Raw genomic sequence first — 15534 nt, forward strand, 5'->3', positions numbered from 1 at the left:
CGGCTTTTTCCTAGCCGTCTCCCGAAATTCTTTGCCGCCTCATGAGGGGCGGCAGCGTTCCCCCATCCCGAACCCCACGAGGAGAATCCCATGCCGGTCGACGTGATCTACAAGACCAAGGCCACCGCCAACGGTGGCGGCCGCGACGGCGCCGCCCGTTCCGACGACGGATCGGTCGACGTCAAGCTGGTGGTGCCGAAGGAAATGGGCGGCCCCGGCGGCACGGGCGCCAACCCGGAAAAGCTCTTCGCCGCCGGCTATTCGGCCTGCTTCCTCGGCGCCATGCGCGCCATTTCGCCGAAGGTCGGCGTCAAGGTTCCGGCGGAAGCGACGGTGACGGCCGAAGTCGGCTTCGGTCCGCGCTCGGAAGGCGGCTATGGCATCACGGCCGATCTGACCATCGACCTGCCGGGCGTCGAGCGCGCTGACGCCGAAAAGCTCGTGGCCGCTGCGCACGAGATCTGCCCTTATTCGAACGCCACGCGCAACAATCTGGATGTCGGCCTGAACATCGCCTGAGCGAGTTCGAGCCGATCCCCGGCCGCCGCATCCCATGCAGCGGCGGCCGGGTCTTCAAGGATGCAGCCTTTCGATCAGGAAAGGCACCAGAAGTGCGGTCGCAAGACCGTTCAGCGCCATGGCGAGCCCGGCGAAGGTGCCGGCAAGGTCATGCACCTGGAAGGCCCGCGCGGTGCCGATGCCGTGCGAGGCGAGACCTGCCGCAAAGCCCCGCGCCGCGTAGTCGCGGATGCGCAAGCCGTTCATCAAAGGCGTCACCGCGATCGCTCCGACGATGCCGGTGAAGATCACGAACACGGCCGTCAGCGCCGGATCGGCTCCGATCTGTTCCGCAATGCCCATCGCGATGCCGGCCGTCACCGATTTCGGGGCGAGCGCCGCGATCACCGGGCCCGGCAATCCGAACAGGGTCGCAAGGCCGACCGCCGAGATCACCGCCACGCATGCGCCGACCAGAAGCGCGCCGGCGATCGGCAGAACCGTTTCCACCACGAGCCGGCGGTTTCGATAAAGCGGCACGCCAAGCGCCACCGTTGCCGGGCCGAGCGTGAAATGCACGAACTGCGCGCCGGAAAAATAAACCGCGTAGGGGGTTCTCGTGATGTGCAGAAGCCCGACGAGCGCCGCGATCGACAAAAGGATCGGGTTGACCAGCGGATGGTTGCCGCTGGCTTCCGCGACCCGGCGGGCAGTGAGAAACGCGCCGATCGTCAGGGTCAGCCACAGAAGCGGGCTCGCGGAAAGATAGACCCATAGAATGAAGATCGGGGACGCCTCGCTCATGCGGCATCCTTTCCGCTGAGCCGACGCAGAAGCCGGAAGGTGGCGACGGTCGCAAGGAGCGTCGCGAGCGTGGACAGAACGAGGACCGACACGATGCCGACGCCGTTGGCGAGGATCAGGTCGCTCGACTGCGCCACCCCGACGCCGGCCGGCACGAACAGAAGTCCGAGGAAGCCGAGGAGGCCGTCCGCCGCCTTCCCCACCGGGGCTTCGCGCCCCGATGCCGCGCCCGCCTTCAGCCTGTCGGCAACAGCGAGATAGCCGAACAAAAGCAGGATGCCGAGAACCGGCCCCGGCACGGGCACGTCGAGAAGTCGGACCAGGGCTTCGCCGAGGAGTTGGCAGGCGAGAAGAACGAAAAGACCGAAAAGCATGTTGGGCCGCGTCCCGTTGTTGCGGAACGCTTCCTATGCCTCGGCTGCCCCGTTCAGTCGAACACGACGCCCTTCTTGAAGATGAAGCAGCCATAGGGACGCGCTTCCGTGGTGCGCACCACGGCATAGGCTTGCTTCGCGGCTTCGTAGAAGGCGAAGCGCTCCACCGCCTCGATCTCCATCGCGCGGCCCTCCGCGGCGTCCACCACGTCCTGCATCGCACGATGAACCTCCAGAACGGCCGCATGGTCGTCCACCACGGCCATGCGGCGCACCGCGACCGGCACGAAACCGTCGAGGGGGAACAGGCTCAGAATGGCGCGCGCGGCTTCCGTCGTGTCCGTGCCGGAGAGCTGGACGAGGGCGCCAGAGGTCGTCTCCGCCGCGACGGAAGCGGCCGGAAAGTTGCGGTCGCACAGAACGAGGTCGTCGCCATGGCCCATCTCGGCCAGGATCGTCAGAAGCTCGGAATTGATGATCGACGGTATGGTCTTCAGCATGGGTTCCTCCGGGTGGGCGGCTTTGCGTTCTACGACAAGGACAGCCGCGCCGCGACATCCTTCAAAAGGCTCAGCGCATCGGCGATCTTCGGCCCCGGCGCGTCGAGGCGGTGCACGAAGGGGCAGGTGAGAACGGCCAGCGCATGGCCGTCCGGCGACAGGATCGGCACGCTGATATCCTCGATGCCCTGCACCTGCCGGCTTTTGCCCGTGCGATACCCTTTGGCGCGATGGCCGGCCAGACGGGTCTCGATCGAGCGGAACATGGGCAACCGCTCGCTCCCTTCCCAGCGCGACAGGAGTTCGGACAGGGCTTCGGGCGCGGTGAAGGCGAGGAGGGTTTCGCCCGACCCCGTTTGGAGAAGGTCGATCGGCGCGCCGATCCGGATACCGAATTCCCAGTTGCCCGGACAGCTTGCATGGGCGACCACGATGGCGTCGCCGCCTTCGGGGGCCACCAGATGGCAGGACTGGCGTGCCTGGCGCGAGAAGTCGTCCATCAAGGGCTGGGCCGGCGTCACGAGGCGGCGGAGCGGCGGATGCCGGTGCGCGAGGGCGAAGAGCTTCATGGTCAGCGCATAGCGGTCGCCTTCCAGCGAGCGGCCGACATAATCGCGCGCCACCAGCCGTTCCAGCATCCGGTACACCTCGCTCGGGCTGCGGCCCATCGCCTTGACGATCTCGGCCCGCGTCAGCCCGCCCGGCTGCTCCGACAGGAGTTCGATGATGTCGAGACCCTTGTCGAGAGCCGGCGCCCGGTATCGCTCTTCCGGCTCGGGAAGGAGTTTCAGCGTTCCGCTCATCTCTTGTCCGCGTGCGTGATCGGTGGTTTACATATGAACATTCTGTTCGTATAAGAACAAGAACAGCACGGAACTGCAAGCTTGGGAGGGCGGCACGTCATGCGGTTGGATGGCAAGCGCATCTTCATCTCCGCCGCCGCGCAAGGCATCGGCCGCGCCAGCGCTCTTCTTTGCGCCGCGGAAGGCGCCGAGGTCGTCGCCACCGATCTGAACGCCGAAGCGCTTCGCGATCTGGCGCAGGAAAATCCGCGCATCACGGCCTTGCCCCTAGATGTTCTCGACGGCGCCGCGATCAGCGCCTTCGCCGCCTCGCAGGCGCCCTTCGACGGCATCTTCAACTGCGCCGGCTTCGTCCACAACGGCGCCATCCTCGATTGCGGCGACGAGGACTGGGACTTTTCCTTCGACCTCAACGTCAAGTCCATGTTCCGCGTCACCAGAGCGCTTCTGCCGGGCCTGTTGGAGCGCGCGGACGCCACGGGAGCTGCATCGATCCTCAACATGGCGTCCATGGCCTCTTCGGTGAAGGGCTTTCCGAACCGCTTCGCCTATGGCGCGACAAAGGCGGCGGTGATCGGCGTCACCAAGAGCATCGCGGCCGATTACGTGAAGCGCAATCTTCGCTGCAACGCCCTTTGCCCCGGCACGGTGGACACGCCTTCCTTGCGCGGCCGCATCAACAGCGCGCCCGATCCCGTGCAGGCGGAAAAGGACTTCGTCGCCCGCCAGCCGATGGGGCGTCTCGCCACGGTGTCCGACATCGCGCCCACCGTCGTGTACCTTCTGTCGGACGAATCGCGCTTCGTGACCGGTCAGGCCGTCCTCGTGGACGGTGGCGTCACCATCTGACGGCGTCGGGCCAGGGGAGAAGGCCATGAGCGAACTGGTTCGGATGGAAGGGATCGACAAGTCCTTTCCCGGCGTCCAAGCCCTCAAGAGAGCGCGCTTCGATCTTCGCGCCGGCGAGGTCCATGCCCTGATGGGCGAGAACGGCGCCGGCAAGTCGACGATGATGAAGATCCTGTCCGGCATCTATCCGATGACCGCCGGCGATATCCTTCTCCAAGGCCGGCCGGTCGAGATCAGCTCGCCGCGCGCCGCGCAGGATCTTGGGATCGCGATCATCCATCAGGAACTCAACCTGATGCCCGATCTTTCGGCCGCCGAGAACATCTTCATCGGCCGCGAGCCCAAACGGGCTTTCGGTCTTCTGGACGATGCGCGGCTCAACGCGGACGCCAGAGCGATCTTCCAGTCGATGCGGCTCGACCTCGATCCGCGAACGTTGGTCGGCTCGCTCACCGTCGCCAAGCAGCAGATGGTGGAGATCGCCAAAGCCCTGTCGTTCCGTTCGCGCGTCCTCATCATGGACGAGCCGACGGCGGCCTTGAACGATGCCGAGATCGCCGATCTCTTCGCCATCATCGGGCGGTTGAAAGCGGACGGCGTCGGGATCGTCTACATCTCGCACAAGATGGACGAGCTGAAGCGCATCGCGGACCGGGTGACGGTGATGCGCGACGGCGAATATGTAGCGACCGTGCCGATGGCGGAAACGCCCGTGTCGCGCATCATCTCCATGATGGTCGGGCGGGAACTGGCTGAAGACGCCCGGCCGCATTTGCCCGAGGCCGAGGGCGAGGTGCTTCTCGATGTTCGCAGCCTGAACCGGGGCGCGGCTATCCGCGACGTGTCCTTTCAGGTTCGGCGCGGCGAGATCCTCGGTTTCGCCGGGCTGATGGGGGCAGGGCGCACCGAAGTCGCGCGCGCCGTCTTCGGCGCCGACCGGCGCGATTCCGGCGAAATCCGCGTGTCCGGTCGGCCCGTCGACATCCGCAGCCCCAAGGATGCGGTGCGCGCCGGCATCGGCTACCTGTCGGAGGACCGCAAGCATTTCGGCCTCGCCACCGCCATGAGCGTTCGCGACAATGTCGCCCTCGCCTCGCTGTCGCGCTTTGCCGGCCGCCTCGGCCTCCTGAAGGAAGGCGCGATGCGCGACACGGCGCGGCGCTATGTCGGCGAACTTTCCATCAAGACGCCGTCCGACGAGCAGGAAGCGCGCCTTCTGTCCGGCGGCAACCAACAGAAGGTCGTGATCGCCAAATGGCTGCTTCGCGACTGCGACGTCCTGTTCTTCGACGAGCCGACGCGCGGCATCGATGTCGGCGCCAAGGCCGAGATCTACAAGCTGATGAACGCGCTCGCCGCCGAAGGGCGGGCCATCGTCGTCATCTCCTCCGAACTGCCCGAGGTGCTGCGGCTCAGCCACCGCATCGCGGTGATGTGCGAAGGGCGGCTGACGGGGTTCCTGCCGGCCGGCGCGGCCCAAGACGAGATCATGCATCTGGCCACCATGCGCGGGGGTTCCGCCCCTGATGCCGCGGGAGAAACGCGATGAGCACCACGGGCAACGCCGCCGGCGGCGCGACGGCCGGGCCGGGAACCGCCCCATCGGCACGCTTTTCGGGCGCGCAACAGCGGCTTCTGGCCTTCGCGAGCCTGATCGTGCTCGTGATCGGCTTTTCGCTCGCTTCGCCGAACTTCCTGCAAACCGCCAACATCCTGTCGATCCTCCAGGCGACTTCGGTGAACGGCGTTCTGGCAGTGGCCGCAACGCTCGTGATCATCACCGGCGGCATCGACCTGTCGGTCGGAACGCTGATGACCTTCTGCGCGGTGATCGCGGGAACGGTTCTGACGAAATGGGGCATGCCGCTGCCGCTCGGCATTCTGGCCGCGCTCGCCGCCGGCACCGTGTCGGGCCTTTGCTCCGGCTCGTTCATCGCCAAGCTGAAGGTTCCGCCCTTTATCGCGACGCTCGGCATGATGCTGATCCTGAAAGGCCTGTCGCTCGTGATCTCGGGCACGCGGCCGATCTACTTCAACTCGACGCCGGGCTTCACCGACATCGCGCAAGGCTCCATCATCGGCTGGGTGCTGCCCGAGGTGCCGATCCCGAACGGCGTTCTGGTTCTCTTCGGCGTCGCGCTTATTGCCCATTTCATTCTGCGCCGCACGATCCTCGGCCGCTTCACCTTCGCGCTCGGCTCCAACGAGGAAGCGGTGCGCTTGTCGGGTGTCGACACCGACCGCTGGAAGATCGCGGTCTATGCGCTGGCCGGCGGCATCTGCGGCGTGGCCGGGCTTCTCATCGCGTCCCGCCTCAACTCCGCCCAGCCAGCGCTCGGCCAGGGCTACGAACTCGACGCCATCGCGGCGGTGGTGATCGGCGGCACGAGCCTGTCGGGCGGTCGCGGCACGATCGTCGGCACGCTGATCGGCGCGCTCATCATCTCCGTTCTCGCCAACGGATTGCGCATCCTGTCCGTCGCGCAGGAATGGCAGACGGTGGTGACCGGGGCGATCATCATCCTCGCCGTCTACACCGACATGCTGCGGCGCCGGCGGGTCTGAGAGCTCAATACCGGCCGGGCGGCAAGGAGCCCGGACGGATGCAAGCGAACCGCTCCGAAAAGGGGCACCAAGGGAGGAAGTCTCATGCTCAATCGCCGTTATCTCATCGCCGCCAGCGCGGCCCTCGCGCTTCTCGGCAGCTCCGGCCTCGCCGGCGCGCAGGAAGCCGGGAAGATGTACGTGCCGGTCATCTCCAAGGGCTTCCAGCACCAGTTCTGGCAGGCCGTGAAGGCCGGCGCCGACAAGGCCGCCACCGAACTGAACGTTTCCATCACCTTCGAAGGACCGGATACGGAAGCGCAGGTCGACCGTCAGATCGACATGCTGTCGGCGGCCCTCGCCAAGAAGCCCTCCGCCATCGGCTTCGCCGCGCTCGACAGCCAGGCCGCGACGCCGCTCCTGCAGCAGGCGAAGGCCGCCAACATCCCCGTGGTCGCCTTCGATTCCGGCGTCGACAGCGACATTCCGGTGACGACCGCCGCCACCGACAACGTCGCCGCCGCGGCGCTCGCCGCCGACAAGATGGCGGGCCTCATCGGCGATAGCGGCAAGATCGCGCTCGTCGTTCACGACCAGACCAGCCGCACCGGCGTCGACCGTCGCGACGGTTTCGTGAACCAGATCAAGGCCAAGCATCCCAATATCGAGATCGTCGACATCCAGTACGGCGCGGGCGACCAGCTTCAGTCGACCGAGATCACCAAGTCGATCCTTCAGGCCAATCCGGACCTCAAGGGCATCTTCGGCGCGAACGAGGGCTCGGCCATCGGCGTCATCAACGGTGCCCGCGAACTCGGCCGCAAGATCGTCATCATCGGCTATGATTCCGGCGCGCAGCAGAAGCAGGCCATCATGGACGGCTCGATGGCCGGCGCCATCACCCAGAACCCGGTTGGCATCGGTTACCAGACGGTGAAGGCCGCCGTTGCCGCCGCCAAGGGCGAGAAGGTCGAGCCGAAGATCGATACCGGCTTCTTCTGGTACGACAAGACCAACATCGCCTCCCCGGAAATCGCCGCCGTTCTTTACGACTGATCGACGCTCCGTTGGGGCGGCGGCTTGCCGCCGCCCCGCTCAATTCTTCCAAGAACAGGACGAACCCACGCGATGAAGCTCCTCCGTTACGGCGCCAAGGGCCAGGAAAAGCCCGGTCTCCTCGACGCCTCGAACCGCGTGCGCGACCTGTCCGCCCATGTCGCCGACATCGCCGGCGAGGTGCTGACGCCCGAAGGCATCGCGCGCTTGCAGGCTCTCGACCCCGAAACGCTGCCGCTCGTGGAAGGCGTGCCGCAGGAGGGCCTGCGTCTTGGTCCTTGCGTCGGCCATATCGGCAAGTTCATCTGCATCGGCCTGAACTACGCCGACCACGCCGCCGAGACCGGCGCGCCGATCCCGGCCGAGCCGATCATCTTCAACAAGTGGACGAGCGCCGTGGTCGGCCCGAACGACGATGTCGAGATCCCGCGCGATTCGGTGAAGACCGACTGGGAGGTCGAGCTCGGCGTCGTGATCGGCAAAGGCGGCCGCTACATCTCCGAAGAGAACGCGATGGACCACGTCGCGGGCTATTGCGTCATCAACGACGTGTCGGAGCGCGAATTCCAGATCGAGCGCGGCGGCACCTGGGACAAGGGCAAGGGCTGCGACACCTTCGGCCCGACCGGCCCCTGGCTCGTCACGAGCGACGAAGTCGCCGACCCGCAGAAGCTGAAGCTTTGGCTCGATGTCGACGGCAAGCGCTACCAGGACGGCACGACCGAAACCATGATCTTCACCGTCCAGCAGATCGTGTCCTACCTGTCGCGCTTCATGAGCCTTCAGCCCGGCGACGTCATCTCCACCGGCACGCCGCCCGGCGTCGGCCTCGGCCAGAAGCCGCCCGTCTTCCTGACGGCGGGCCAGGAGATGCGTCTTGGCATCGAGGGCCTTGGCGAGCAGCGCCAGCGCACCGTTTCCGCCTGATTTCCGAAAGGCCGCCGACATGACCAAAATCCTCGACATCGAGGTTCTCGACCTGCGCTTTCCGACTTCGCAGTCCCTCGACGGGTCGGATGCGATGAACCCGGACCCGGACTATTCGGCGGCCTATGTCATCCTGAAGACGGATGGCCCGCATGAAGGTCACGGCCTGACCTTCACCATCGGGCGTGGCAACGAGATCGTCTGCGCCGCGATCCGCGCCCTTCGCCATCTCGTTGTCGGCGTCGATATGGCCGAAGTCGCCCGCGACATGGGCGCCTTCTGGCGGCACATGACCTCCGACAGTCAGCTTCGCTGGATCGGCCCGGACAAGGGCGCGATCCATCTGGCGACGGGCGCCGTGATCAACGCCGTCTGGGACCTTTGGGGTAAGATCGAGAGCAAGCCCGTCTGGCAGCTCGTCGCCGAGATGAGCCCGGAAGAGTTCGTGTCCCTGATCGACTTCCGTTACATCACCGACTGCATCACGCCTGAAGAAGCGGTGGCGATGCTGCGCGCGGTCGAACCGGGCAAGGCGAGCCGCATCGAGACGCTGAAGCGCGAAGGCTATCCCTGCTACACGACCTCGGCGGGCTGGCTCGGCTATTCCGACGAGAAGCTGCGGCGCCTCGCGAAAGAGGCCGTGGATGCTGGGTTCAAGCACGTCAAGATGAAGGTCGGCCGCGATCTCGAAGACGATATCCGCCGCTTGACCATCGCGCGCGAGGCGGTGGGCCCAGACGTCAACCTGATGATCGATGCCAATCAGGTCTGGGAAGTTGATCAGGCGATCGACTGGGTCGGCAAGCTCGCCTTCGTGAAGCCCTGGTTCATCGAGGAGCCGACGAGCCCGGACGACGTCGAAGGCCACCGGAAAATCCGCGAGGCCGTCGCCCCGGTGCAGGTTGCGACCGGCGAGATGTGCCAGAACCGCATCATGTTCAAGCAGTTCATCATGCGCGGCGCGGTGGACGTTGTGCAGATCGACGCATGCCGCCTCGGCGGCGTCAACGAGGTGCTGGCGGTGCTCCTGATGGCGGCGAAGCACAAGCTCCTCGTCTGCCCCCATGCCGGCGGCGTCGGGCTCTGCGAATATGTCCAGCATCTGTCGATGATCGACTATCTCGCCGTGTCCGGCTCGCGCGAGGGTCGCGTGATCGAGTTCGTCGATCACCTCCACGAGCATTTCAAGGAACCCTGCGTGATCGAGGGCGCGGCCTACATGCCGCCGAAGGCGCCGGGCTATTCGATCGAGATGAAGCCGGAAACGCTCCGCGACTTCCAGTTCAAGGGCTGACGCGATGGATCTCGGGCTCAAAGACAAGGTCGTCATCGTCACCGGCGGGGGCTCCGGCATCGGGGCCGGCGTCTCCTTGGGCCTGGCGGCGGAAGGGGCGGTGCCCGTCATCTTCGGCCGCAGCCCGCTGGAGCCGGCATTCGAGACCGAACTGAAGAGCCGAGCGCCCCGCGCTTTGTTCGTGCAGGTCGATCTGTCGGAGGACGAGGGCTGCCGGCTGGCGGTGACGAAGACGGAGGAAGCCTTCGGGCGCATCGACGGTCTCGTCAACAATGCCGGGGCCAATGACGGGGTCGGGCTGGAAGCCGGGCCGGCCGAGTTCCGTCGCTCCCTGGAGCGCAACCTCATCCACTACTACACGCTCGCCCATCTCTGCCTGCCGGCGCTGCGCGCGTCGCGCGGCTCCATCGTGAACGTTTCCTCCAAGACGGCGCTGACGGGGCAGGGGGATACGTCGGGCTACACGGCCGCCAAGGGCGCGCAACTCTCCTTGACCCGCGAATGGGCCGCCTCGCTGAAGGATGACGGCATCCGCGTCAACGCCGTGATCCCGGCGGAAGTCATGACACCGCTCTACGAGCGCTGGCTCAAGACCTTCCCGGACCCGGAAACGCGACTGGAGGAGATCACCCGCAACATCCCGCTCGGCCGGCGCATGACGACGTCGGAAGAGATCGCCAACACCGTGATCTTCCTTCTGTCGGATGCCTCCAGCCACACGACCGGCCAATGGCTCTTCGTGGATGGCGGTTATGTCCATCTCGACCGTGCGCTGAGATAGTTTTTCGCCTAGAGGCTGTTATGGACCGTAGACAAGCATTGTGTGGGATCAGCGAAGTCCAGCCCGGTAGAAGGCGAGTGCAGCCAAGCCTTGCGGCTTGGCAAATCTCGCCGACGCCCCGGATGGCTTCGCTCATCCCACCCTTCGGGCTGGCTGGACTGGCTCGCCGGAGTGCGTCGCCAGCGTTTGCCGGTAGCCCCGCTACCGGCTGCATCCGGCTCCTACCCGGCGAACCAGTCCAGCCAGCACAATGCTTGTCTACGGTCCATAACAGCCTCTAAGCACGCATAAAGAAAAAGCCCCGGACCGTGGCGACGGTCCGGGGCTTTTCTCGTTTGGACGTTGGCTTACTCGGCCGGAACGGCGATCGCCTTGGTGTCGGCGGCGTAAGCCTCGCCTGAAAGCGCGGCATGCAGCTTCTCCTGGTCGAGTTCACCTTCCCAACGGGCGACCACAAGGGTGGCGACGGCATTGCCGATGAAGTTGGTGAGCGCGCGGCATTCCGACATGAAGCGGTCGACGCCGAGAATCAGCGCCATGCCGGCGACCGGCACGGACGGCACCACCGAGAGCGTCGCGGCCAGCGTGATGAAGCCCGCGCCCGTGATGCCCGCCGCGCCCTTGGAAGAAAGCATCGCGACGAGAAGGAGCAGGATCTGGTCGCCGATCGACAGGTCGATATTGGTGGCCTGCGCGATGAACAGGGCGGCCAGCGTCATGTAGATGTTGGTGCCGTCGAGGTTGAAGGAATAGCCCGTCGGGACGACGAGGCCGACGACCGACTTCTTGGCGCCGGCGCGCTCGAGCTTTTCCATCAGGGACGGCAACGCGGCTTCCGACGAGGAGGTGCCGAGAACCAGCAGCAGCTCTTCCTTCAGGTAGCGGATCAGGGCGAAGATCGAGAAGCCGTTGTAGCGGGCGACGGCGCCGAGCACGACCACCACGAACAGGAAGGCCGTCAGGTAGAAGGTGCCGACCAGCATCGCGAGATTTGCGACCGAGCCGATGCCGTATTTGCCGATGGTGAAGGCCATCGCGCCGAACGCGCCGATGGGGGCGAACTTCATCAGCATGGAAACGAGCTTGAACATCGGGGCCATCACGGCCTGGAAGAATTCCGTCACCGGGCGGCCCTTCTCGCCGACCATCGCAAGGGCGAGACCGAACAGAACCGCGACGAACAGCACCTGCAGGATGTCGCCGTCGGCCAGCGCGCCGAAGAGCGTCGCGGGGATGATGTTCATCAGGAAGCCGACGATCGTCGTGTCGTGCGCCTTTTCCGTATAGGTCTTCACGGCCCCGGCATCGAGCGTCGCGGGATCGATGTTGAAGCCCGCGCCCGGATGAACGACGTTGGCGACGACGAGGCCGATGATCAGGGCGAGCGTCGAGAAGGTGAGGAAGTAGATCATCGCCTTGCCGACGACCCGGCCGACCTTGGCGAGATCGGTCATGCCGGCGATGCCGGTCACGACGGTCAGGAAGATCACCGGCGCGATGATCATCTTCACGAGCTTGATGAAGGCGTCACCGAGCGGCTTCAGGTCGGCGCCGAGCGCCGGGTAGAAGTGGCCGAGCGTGATGCCGGCGGCGATCGCCACCAGAACCTGGACGTAAAGCTGCGAGTAGAACGGCTTCTTCACCGGCGGCTCGGCCGCGTGCATTGGAATGGATGTCGCCATTGTCGTGTCTCCCCTTGAGTTCAAGCGAGTGTCATGGCCGTTGAATCTCCTCCGGGAAGACGGCCGACACCTCCCGATGACGACCCTCATGCAAACGACGTGCCAAATTTCGTCTGCATCGCAGATATGCGAGGAATGCAGGGCTCTCGATGCCTGTGAACCAGGGAACGAGATACAGGAATGCGGTTTTCCGCTCGCTTTCGACCACGTGTGTGCGATATTCCGCACAGATGACGAGCGGCGGGTATGGTAAGGCGGTGGGCGGGATGCGACGGGGCGGGAGGCGAGCGCTTTTAGTGCTTCTCGTCGCCGGGCTTTGCGTGTCCATCGTCGCAGCGGCCGGGGCGCTCGCGCAGCGCTTCACGGCTGAGCGGCTCTTGAGCGATGCCGCCGCGCGCCTGCCGGCGGCCCTCGCGCCCCTGCGCAGCGAGATCGAGAAACAGCGCGCCTTGCCGCAGATCCTCAAGGAGGACCCTTCGATCCAGGCGGCGCTCGCGACGCGCGACCCGGCGCGCCTGACGGCCGTCGACGCCAAGCTGGAGCGGCTGGCCGCCGTCACGCGCGCGGCCGTGATCTACATCCTCGACGGGCAGGGCCGCGCTGTCGCCGCATCGAACTGGCGCGAGCCGACGAGCTTCGTCGGCAGCGATTATCGCTTCCGCGATTATTTTCTCGATGCCCTGAGGGAAGGAGCCGCCGAGCAATATGCGCTCGGCACGGTCAGTCGCCGGCCGGGCGTATATTTCTCGGCCCGCATCGAAGGGGAGGAGGTCCCGGCCGGCGTCGTGGTCGCCAAGGTCGAGCTGGACGGCGTGGAAACCGACTGGCGGGAAGGCGGGCAGCCTGTCTTCGTCACCGATGGACGCGGGATCGTCGTCGCGACGAGCCTTTCCGAATGGCGGTTCCGCGCGGTGCGACCCATTCCGGCTTCCGAAGCGGCGACCATCCGCGAAAGCCTTCAGTTCGGCGACGCGCCGTTGGCCCCGCTCGGGCTTCGCAAGGCTCCGGCATCGAACGGCCTCGTTTTCGCGGAAGCGGAAGGACGCACCGAGCGCTTTGCCCTGGCGCAAGCGCCCGCAACGGGCGGATTGCCGGGCTGGCAAATCCATCTCCTCGTGTCTGCTGAGGGCGCGCTGGCGGCCAGCGCCGGGCTTGCCCGGCTCGTCACCGCGCTTGTTCTGGCGCTTGTCGTCGCCGGCGCGTTCTTTCTCCTTCGGCGCGGGCGCCTTGCCCGCCGGCGACGCGACGAAAAGGAGCGCGCGGCGAGCGAACTGGAGCGGCGCGTTCACGAGCGCACGGCCGATCTCGCCAGCGCCAACGCGCGCCTGACCGGCGAGATCGCGACGCGCGAAACGGCGGAAGCGCGCGTCGCCTCCTTGCGCGACGATCTCGCCCAGGCGAACCGGCTGGCGACGCTGGGGCAGGTCACGGCCGGCGTCGCCCACGAGATCAACCAGCCGCTCGCGGCCATCCGCACCTATGCCGAGAACGCCAGGCTTTTTCTGCAGAAGGGGCAGGGGGAGCGGACCGAGCACAATCTCCAGACGGTGATCGGCCTCACCGACCGCATCGCCGCGATCACGGAAACGCTGCGCAACTTCTCCCGGCGCGGCAAGGGCGCGCTTGAGCCCCTGGCGGTGGAGGAGATCGTCGACGGCGCGCTTTTGATTCTGAAAAGCCGCATCCGCGAAAGCGGCGTCGCGGTGGAGCGGCAAAGCCATGGCGGCGAGGCCGTGATCCTCGGCGGGCGCATCCGGCTGGAACAGGTTCTCGTCAACTTGCTTCGCAACGCGGTCGAGGCGCTGGAAGGGCGAGAGGACGGGCGCATCCAGGTGTCCGTGTCGCGCTTGGGAGAAAGCGTCGAGATCGAGGTGCGGGACAACGGGCCCGGCATTCCGGAAGACATGCTGGCGACGCTTTTCACGCCTTTCCGCACCTCGAAGGCCAAGGGCACGGGCCTCGGCCTCACCATCTCCTCCGACATCGTCACCGAACTCGGCGGCGCGCTTTCCGCCACGAGCGGCGCGGACGGCGCGGTCTTCACCATCCGTCTTCCCCCAGCACCGGAGGAACCATGACGAACGAGCGCCTGCCCGTCGCCTTCGTGGACGACGACGAGACCTTACGCGCGGCCAACGTCCAGACGCTGGAACTCGCCGGCTACGAGCCCTTGCCCCTGCCATCGGCGGAAGCCGCGCTGGATGCGCTCGATGCCGGCTTCGAGGGCGTCGTGGTGACGGACCTGCGCATGCCCGGCATGAACGGCCTGACGCTGCACCGCGAGTTGAAGCGCCGCGACCCGGACCTGCCGGTGATCCTCGTCACGGGCCACGGCGACATCGAAACGGCGGTCGCGGCCTTGCAGGAAGGCGTCTACGATTTCATCGCCAAGCCCTATGCCGGGGAGCGGCTTCTCCTCAGTGTCGGGCGCGCGGCGGAAAAGCGGCGTCTCGTGATGGAGAACCGTCGTCTGCGCGAGGCCGCCGAGCGCGGCTCCGGCGGCACGCCGCTTCTCGGCGACACGGCCGTCATGGAACGCCTGCGCGAAACGATCCGGCAGATCGCCGGGGCCGAGGTGGATGTCCTGATCGAGGGCGAAACGGGCACGGGCAAGGAGGTCGTGGCGCAACTCATCCACGATCTCAGCCCTCGCGCGGCGAAACCCTATGTCGTCCTCAACTGCGGTGCGCTCCCCGAATCCACCATGGAGTCCGAGCTTTTCGGCCACGAGCGCGGGGCTTTCACCGGGGCGGATCGCAAGCGCATCGGGCGCATCGAGCATGCCGACGGGGGCACGCTGTTCCTGGACGAACTGGAATCCATGCCGCCCGCGCTTCAGGTGAAGCTCCTGCGCGTTCTGGAAGCGCGGGAAGTCGCCCCGCTCGGGCTCAACGAAACGCGCAACGTGGATCTTAGGGTCGTCGCGGCGGTGAAGGTCGATCTTTCCGACCCCGCGCAGCGCGGCGATTTCCGCGAGGATCTTTATTATCGGCTGAACGTCGTCACCTTGCGCATTCCCTCGCTTCGCGAGCGGCGCGACGACATCCCGCTTCTTTTCATGCACTTCCTGTCGCGGGCGGCGACGCGCTTTCGCCGCGAAGCGCCGCCGCTCACGCCCGCTCTGCGTGACCGCCTGATGCGCCACGACTGGCCCGGCAACGTGCGCGAACTCGTGCATTTCGCCGAGCGGGTGGCCTTGGGGATAGAGCCGCGCGAGGAGGTGCGGATCGAGAGCGCTGCGGAAGGAGGGGGTCTTGCCGAACAGGTGGCGCGCTACGAGGCGGGAGTCCTGCGCGAAACGCTGGCGCGCCATCGCGGCGACGTGCAGGCCGCCGTCGATGAACTCAAACTGCCGCGCAAGACCTTCTACGACAAGCTTCAGCGCCACGGTCTGGCGCCGAAGGATTTTCGCTGAACGCCTG

General features: G+C 66.2%; 15 protein-coding genes. 10 read left to right on the forward strand and 5 right to left on the reverse strand.

Annotation, left to right across the window (positions count from 1 at the left end):
• The first annotated feature begins 90 nt into the window (after nt 1-90).
• Entirely contained in the window at nt 91-519 is a 429-nt protein-coding gene (locus tag F9929_RS01240) for an organic hydroperoxide resistance protein (RefSeq protein ID WP_152044706.1), read from the forward strand.
• Nucleotides 520-573: 54 nt separating this feature from the next.
• On the opposite strand, the gene F9929_RS01245 is transcribed toward F9929_RS01240, so the two are convergent.
• From F9929_RS01245 to F9929_RS01260, 4 genes are read right to left on the reverse strand one after another with little or no spacing between them, the layout of a single operon-like run.
• Complete coding sequence (locus F9929_RS01245) at nt 574-1302, reverse strand: LrgB family protein (RefSeq protein ID WP_152044707.1); 729 nt, start codon at nt 1300-1302, stop codon at nt 574-576.
• Entirely contained in the window at nt 1299-1676 is a 378-nt protein-coding gene (locus F9929_RS01250) for a CidA/LrgA family protein (RefSeq protein WP_152044708.1), read from the reverse strand. The genes F9929_RS01245 and F9929_RS01250 overlap by 4 nt, the downstream gene beginning before the upstream one ends.
• 53 nt (nt 1677-1729) lie before the next feature.
• Entirely contained in the window at nt 1730-2176 is a 447-nt protein-coding gene (locus F9929_RS01255; RefSeq protein WP_152044709.1) for an RbsD/FucU family protein, read from the reverse strand.
• Between the two features lie 29 nt (nt 2177-2205).
• Nucleotides 2206-2979 carry an IclR family transcriptional regulator gene (locus F9929_RS01260; RefSeq protein WP_152044710.1) on the reverse strand — a complete coding sequence of 258 codons (774 nt, stop codon included), beginning with the start codon at nt 2977-2979 and terminating at the stop codon, nt 2206-2208.
• A 99-nt stretch (nt 2980-3078) separates the two neighbouring features.
• On the opposite strand from F9929_RS01260, the gene F9929_RS01265 reads away from it, so the two are divergent.
• The 7 genes from F9929_RS01265 (at nt 3079) to F9929_RS01295 (ending at nt 10430) form a co-directional block, all read left to right on the forward strand.
• On the forward strand, nt 3079-3828 hold the full coding sequence (locus F9929_RS01265) for an SDR family oxidoreductase (RefSeq protein WP_152044711.1): 750 nt from the start codon (nt 3079-3081) through the stop codon (nt 3826-3828).
• Between the two features lie 25 nt (nt 3829-3853).
• Nucleotides 3854-5377, forward strand: a complete 1524-nt coding sequence (locus F9929_RS01270; protein ID WP_152044712.1) for a sugar ABC transporter ATP-binding protein — start codon at nt 3854-3856, stop codon at nt 5375-5377.
• Nucleotides 5374-6393, forward strand: a complete 1020-nt coding sequence (locus F9929_RS01275; RefSeq protein ID WP_152044713.1) for an ABC transporter permease — start codon at nt 5374-5376, stop codon at nt 6391-6393. The genes F9929_RS01270 and F9929_RS01275 overlap by 4 nt, the downstream gene beginning before the upstream one ends.
• A gap of 84 nt (nt 6394-6477) precedes the next feature.
• Nucleotides 6478-7428 carry an ABC transporter substrate-binding protein gene (locus F9929_RS01280; protein WP_152044714.1) on the forward strand — a complete coding sequence of 317 codons (951 nt, stop codon included), beginning with the start codon at nt 6478-6480 and terminating at the stop codon, nt 7426-7428.
• 72 nt (nt 7429-7500) lie between these two features.
• On the forward strand, nt 7501-8355 hold the full coding sequence (locus F9929_RS01285) for a fumarylacetoacetate hydrolase family protein (protein WP_152044715.1): 855 nt from the start codon (nt 7501-7503) through the stop codon (nt 8353-8355).
• Nucleotides 8356-8374: 19 nt separating this feature from the next.
• Nucleotides 8375-9649, forward strand: coding sequence for an L-fuconate dehydratase (locus tag F9929_RS01290; RefSeq protein ID WP_152044716.1), 1275 nt, complete (start codon nt 8375-8377; stop codon nt 9647-9649).
• Nucleotides 9650-9653: 4 nt separating this feature from the next.
• Nucleotides 9654-10430 (forward strand): L-fucose dehydrogenase, encoded by a 777-nt coding sequence (locus F9929_RS01295; RefSeq protein WP_152044717.1) that lies wholly within the window; start codon nt 9654-9656, stop codon nt 10428-10430.
• A gap of 347 nt (nt 10431-10777) precedes the next feature.
• Here the strand turns inward: F9929_RS01295 and F9929_RS01300 are convergent, their stop codons facing one another.
• A complete protein-coding gene (locus tag F9929_RS01300; protein ID WP_193227564.1) occupies nt 10778-12112 on the reverse strand; it encodes a dicarboxylate/amino acid:cation symporter in 1335 nt (444 codons plus the stop codon).
• Between the two features lie 296 nt (nt 12113-12408).
• Here F9929_RS01300 and F9929_RS01305 point away from each other — a divergent pair, with 296 nt between their 5' ends.
• Nucleotides 12409-14190, forward strand: coding sequence for a sensor histidine kinase (locus F9929_RS01305; RefSeq protein WP_193227565.1), 1782 nt, complete (start codon nt 12409-12411; stop codon nt 14188-14190).
• Nucleotides 14187-15527: a sigma-54-dependent transcriptional regulator gene (locus F9929_RS01310; RefSeq protein WP_152044719.1), complete on the forward strand. Its 1341-nt coding sequence runs from the start codon at nt 14187-14189 to the stop codon at nt 15525-15527. The genes F9929_RS01305 and F9929_RS01310 overlap by 4 nt, the downstream gene beginning before the upstream one ends.
• The last annotated feature ends 7 nt before the right edge of the window (nt 15528-15534 follow it).

Origin of the sequence: Aureimonas psammosilenae, from assembly GCF_009176975.1 — a bacterium.
Classification (GTDB): domain Bacteria; phylum Pseudomonadota; class Alphaproteobacteria; order Rhizobiales; family Rhizobiaceae; genus Plantimonas; species Plantimonas psammosilenae.

What these genes read in the sequence shown, in the direction of transcription:
- F9929_RS01240 (WP_152044706.1), top strand. Translation starts at nt 91, where the DNA reads ATGCCGGTCGACGTGATCTACAAGACCAAGGCCACCGCCAACGGTGGC.
- F9929_RS01245 (WP_152044707.1), bottom strand. Translation starts at nt 1,302, where the DNA reads ATGAGCGAGGCGTCCCCGATCTTCATTCTATGGGTCTATCTTTCCGCG.
- F9929_RS01250 (WP_152044708.1), bottom strand. Translation starts at nt 1,676, where the DNA reads ATGCTTTTCGGTCTTTTCGTTCTTCTCGCCTGCCAACTCCTCGGCGAA.
- F9929_RS01255 (WP_152044709.1), bottom strand. Translation starts at nt 2,176, where the DNA reads ATGCTGAAGACCATACCGTCGATCATCAATTCCGAGCTTCTGACGATC.
- F9929_RS01260 (WP_152044710.1), bottom strand. Translation starts at nt 2,979, where the DNA reads ATGAGCGGAACGCTGAAACTCCTTCCCGAGCCGGAAGAGCGATACCGG.
- F9929_RS01265 (WP_152044711.1), top strand. Translation starts at nt 3,079, where the DNA reads ATGCGGTTGGATGGCAAGCGCATCTTCATCTCCGCCGCCGCGCAAGGC.
- F9929_RS01270 (WP_152044712.1), top strand. Translation starts at nt 3,854, where the DNA reads ATGAGCGAACTGGTTCGGATGGAAGGGATCGACAAGTCCTTTCCCGGC.
- F9929_RS01275 (WP_152044713.1), top strand. Translation starts at nt 5,374, where the DNA reads ATGAGCACCACGGGCAACGCCGCCGGCGGCGCGACGGCCGGGCCGGGA.
- F9929_RS01280 (WP_152044714.1), top strand. Translation starts at nt 6,478, where the DNA reads ATGCTCAATCGCCGTTATCTCATCGCCGCCAGCGCGGCCCTCGCGCTT.
- F9929_RS01285 (WP_152044715.1), top strand. Translation starts at nt 7,501, where the DNA reads ATGAAGCTCCTCCGTTACGGCGCCAAGGGCCAGGAAAAGCCCGGTCTC.
- F9929_RS01290 (WP_152044716.1), top strand. Translation starts at nt 8,375, where the DNA reads ATGACCAAAATCCTCGACATCGAGGTTCTCGACCTGCGCTTTCCGACT.
- F9929_RS01295 (WP_152044717.1), top strand. Translation starts at nt 9,654, where the DNA reads ATGGATCTCGGGCTCAAAGACAAGGTCGTCATCGTCACCGGCGGGGGC.
- F9929_RS01300 (WP_193227564.1), bottom strand. Translation starts at nt 12,112, where the DNA reads ATGGCGACATCCATTCCAATGCACGCGGCCGAGCCGCCGGTGAAGAAG.
- F9929_RS01310 (WP_152044719.1), top strand. Translation starts at nt 14,187, where the DNA reads ATGACGAACGAGCGCCTGCCCGTCGCCTTCGTGGACGACGACGAGACC.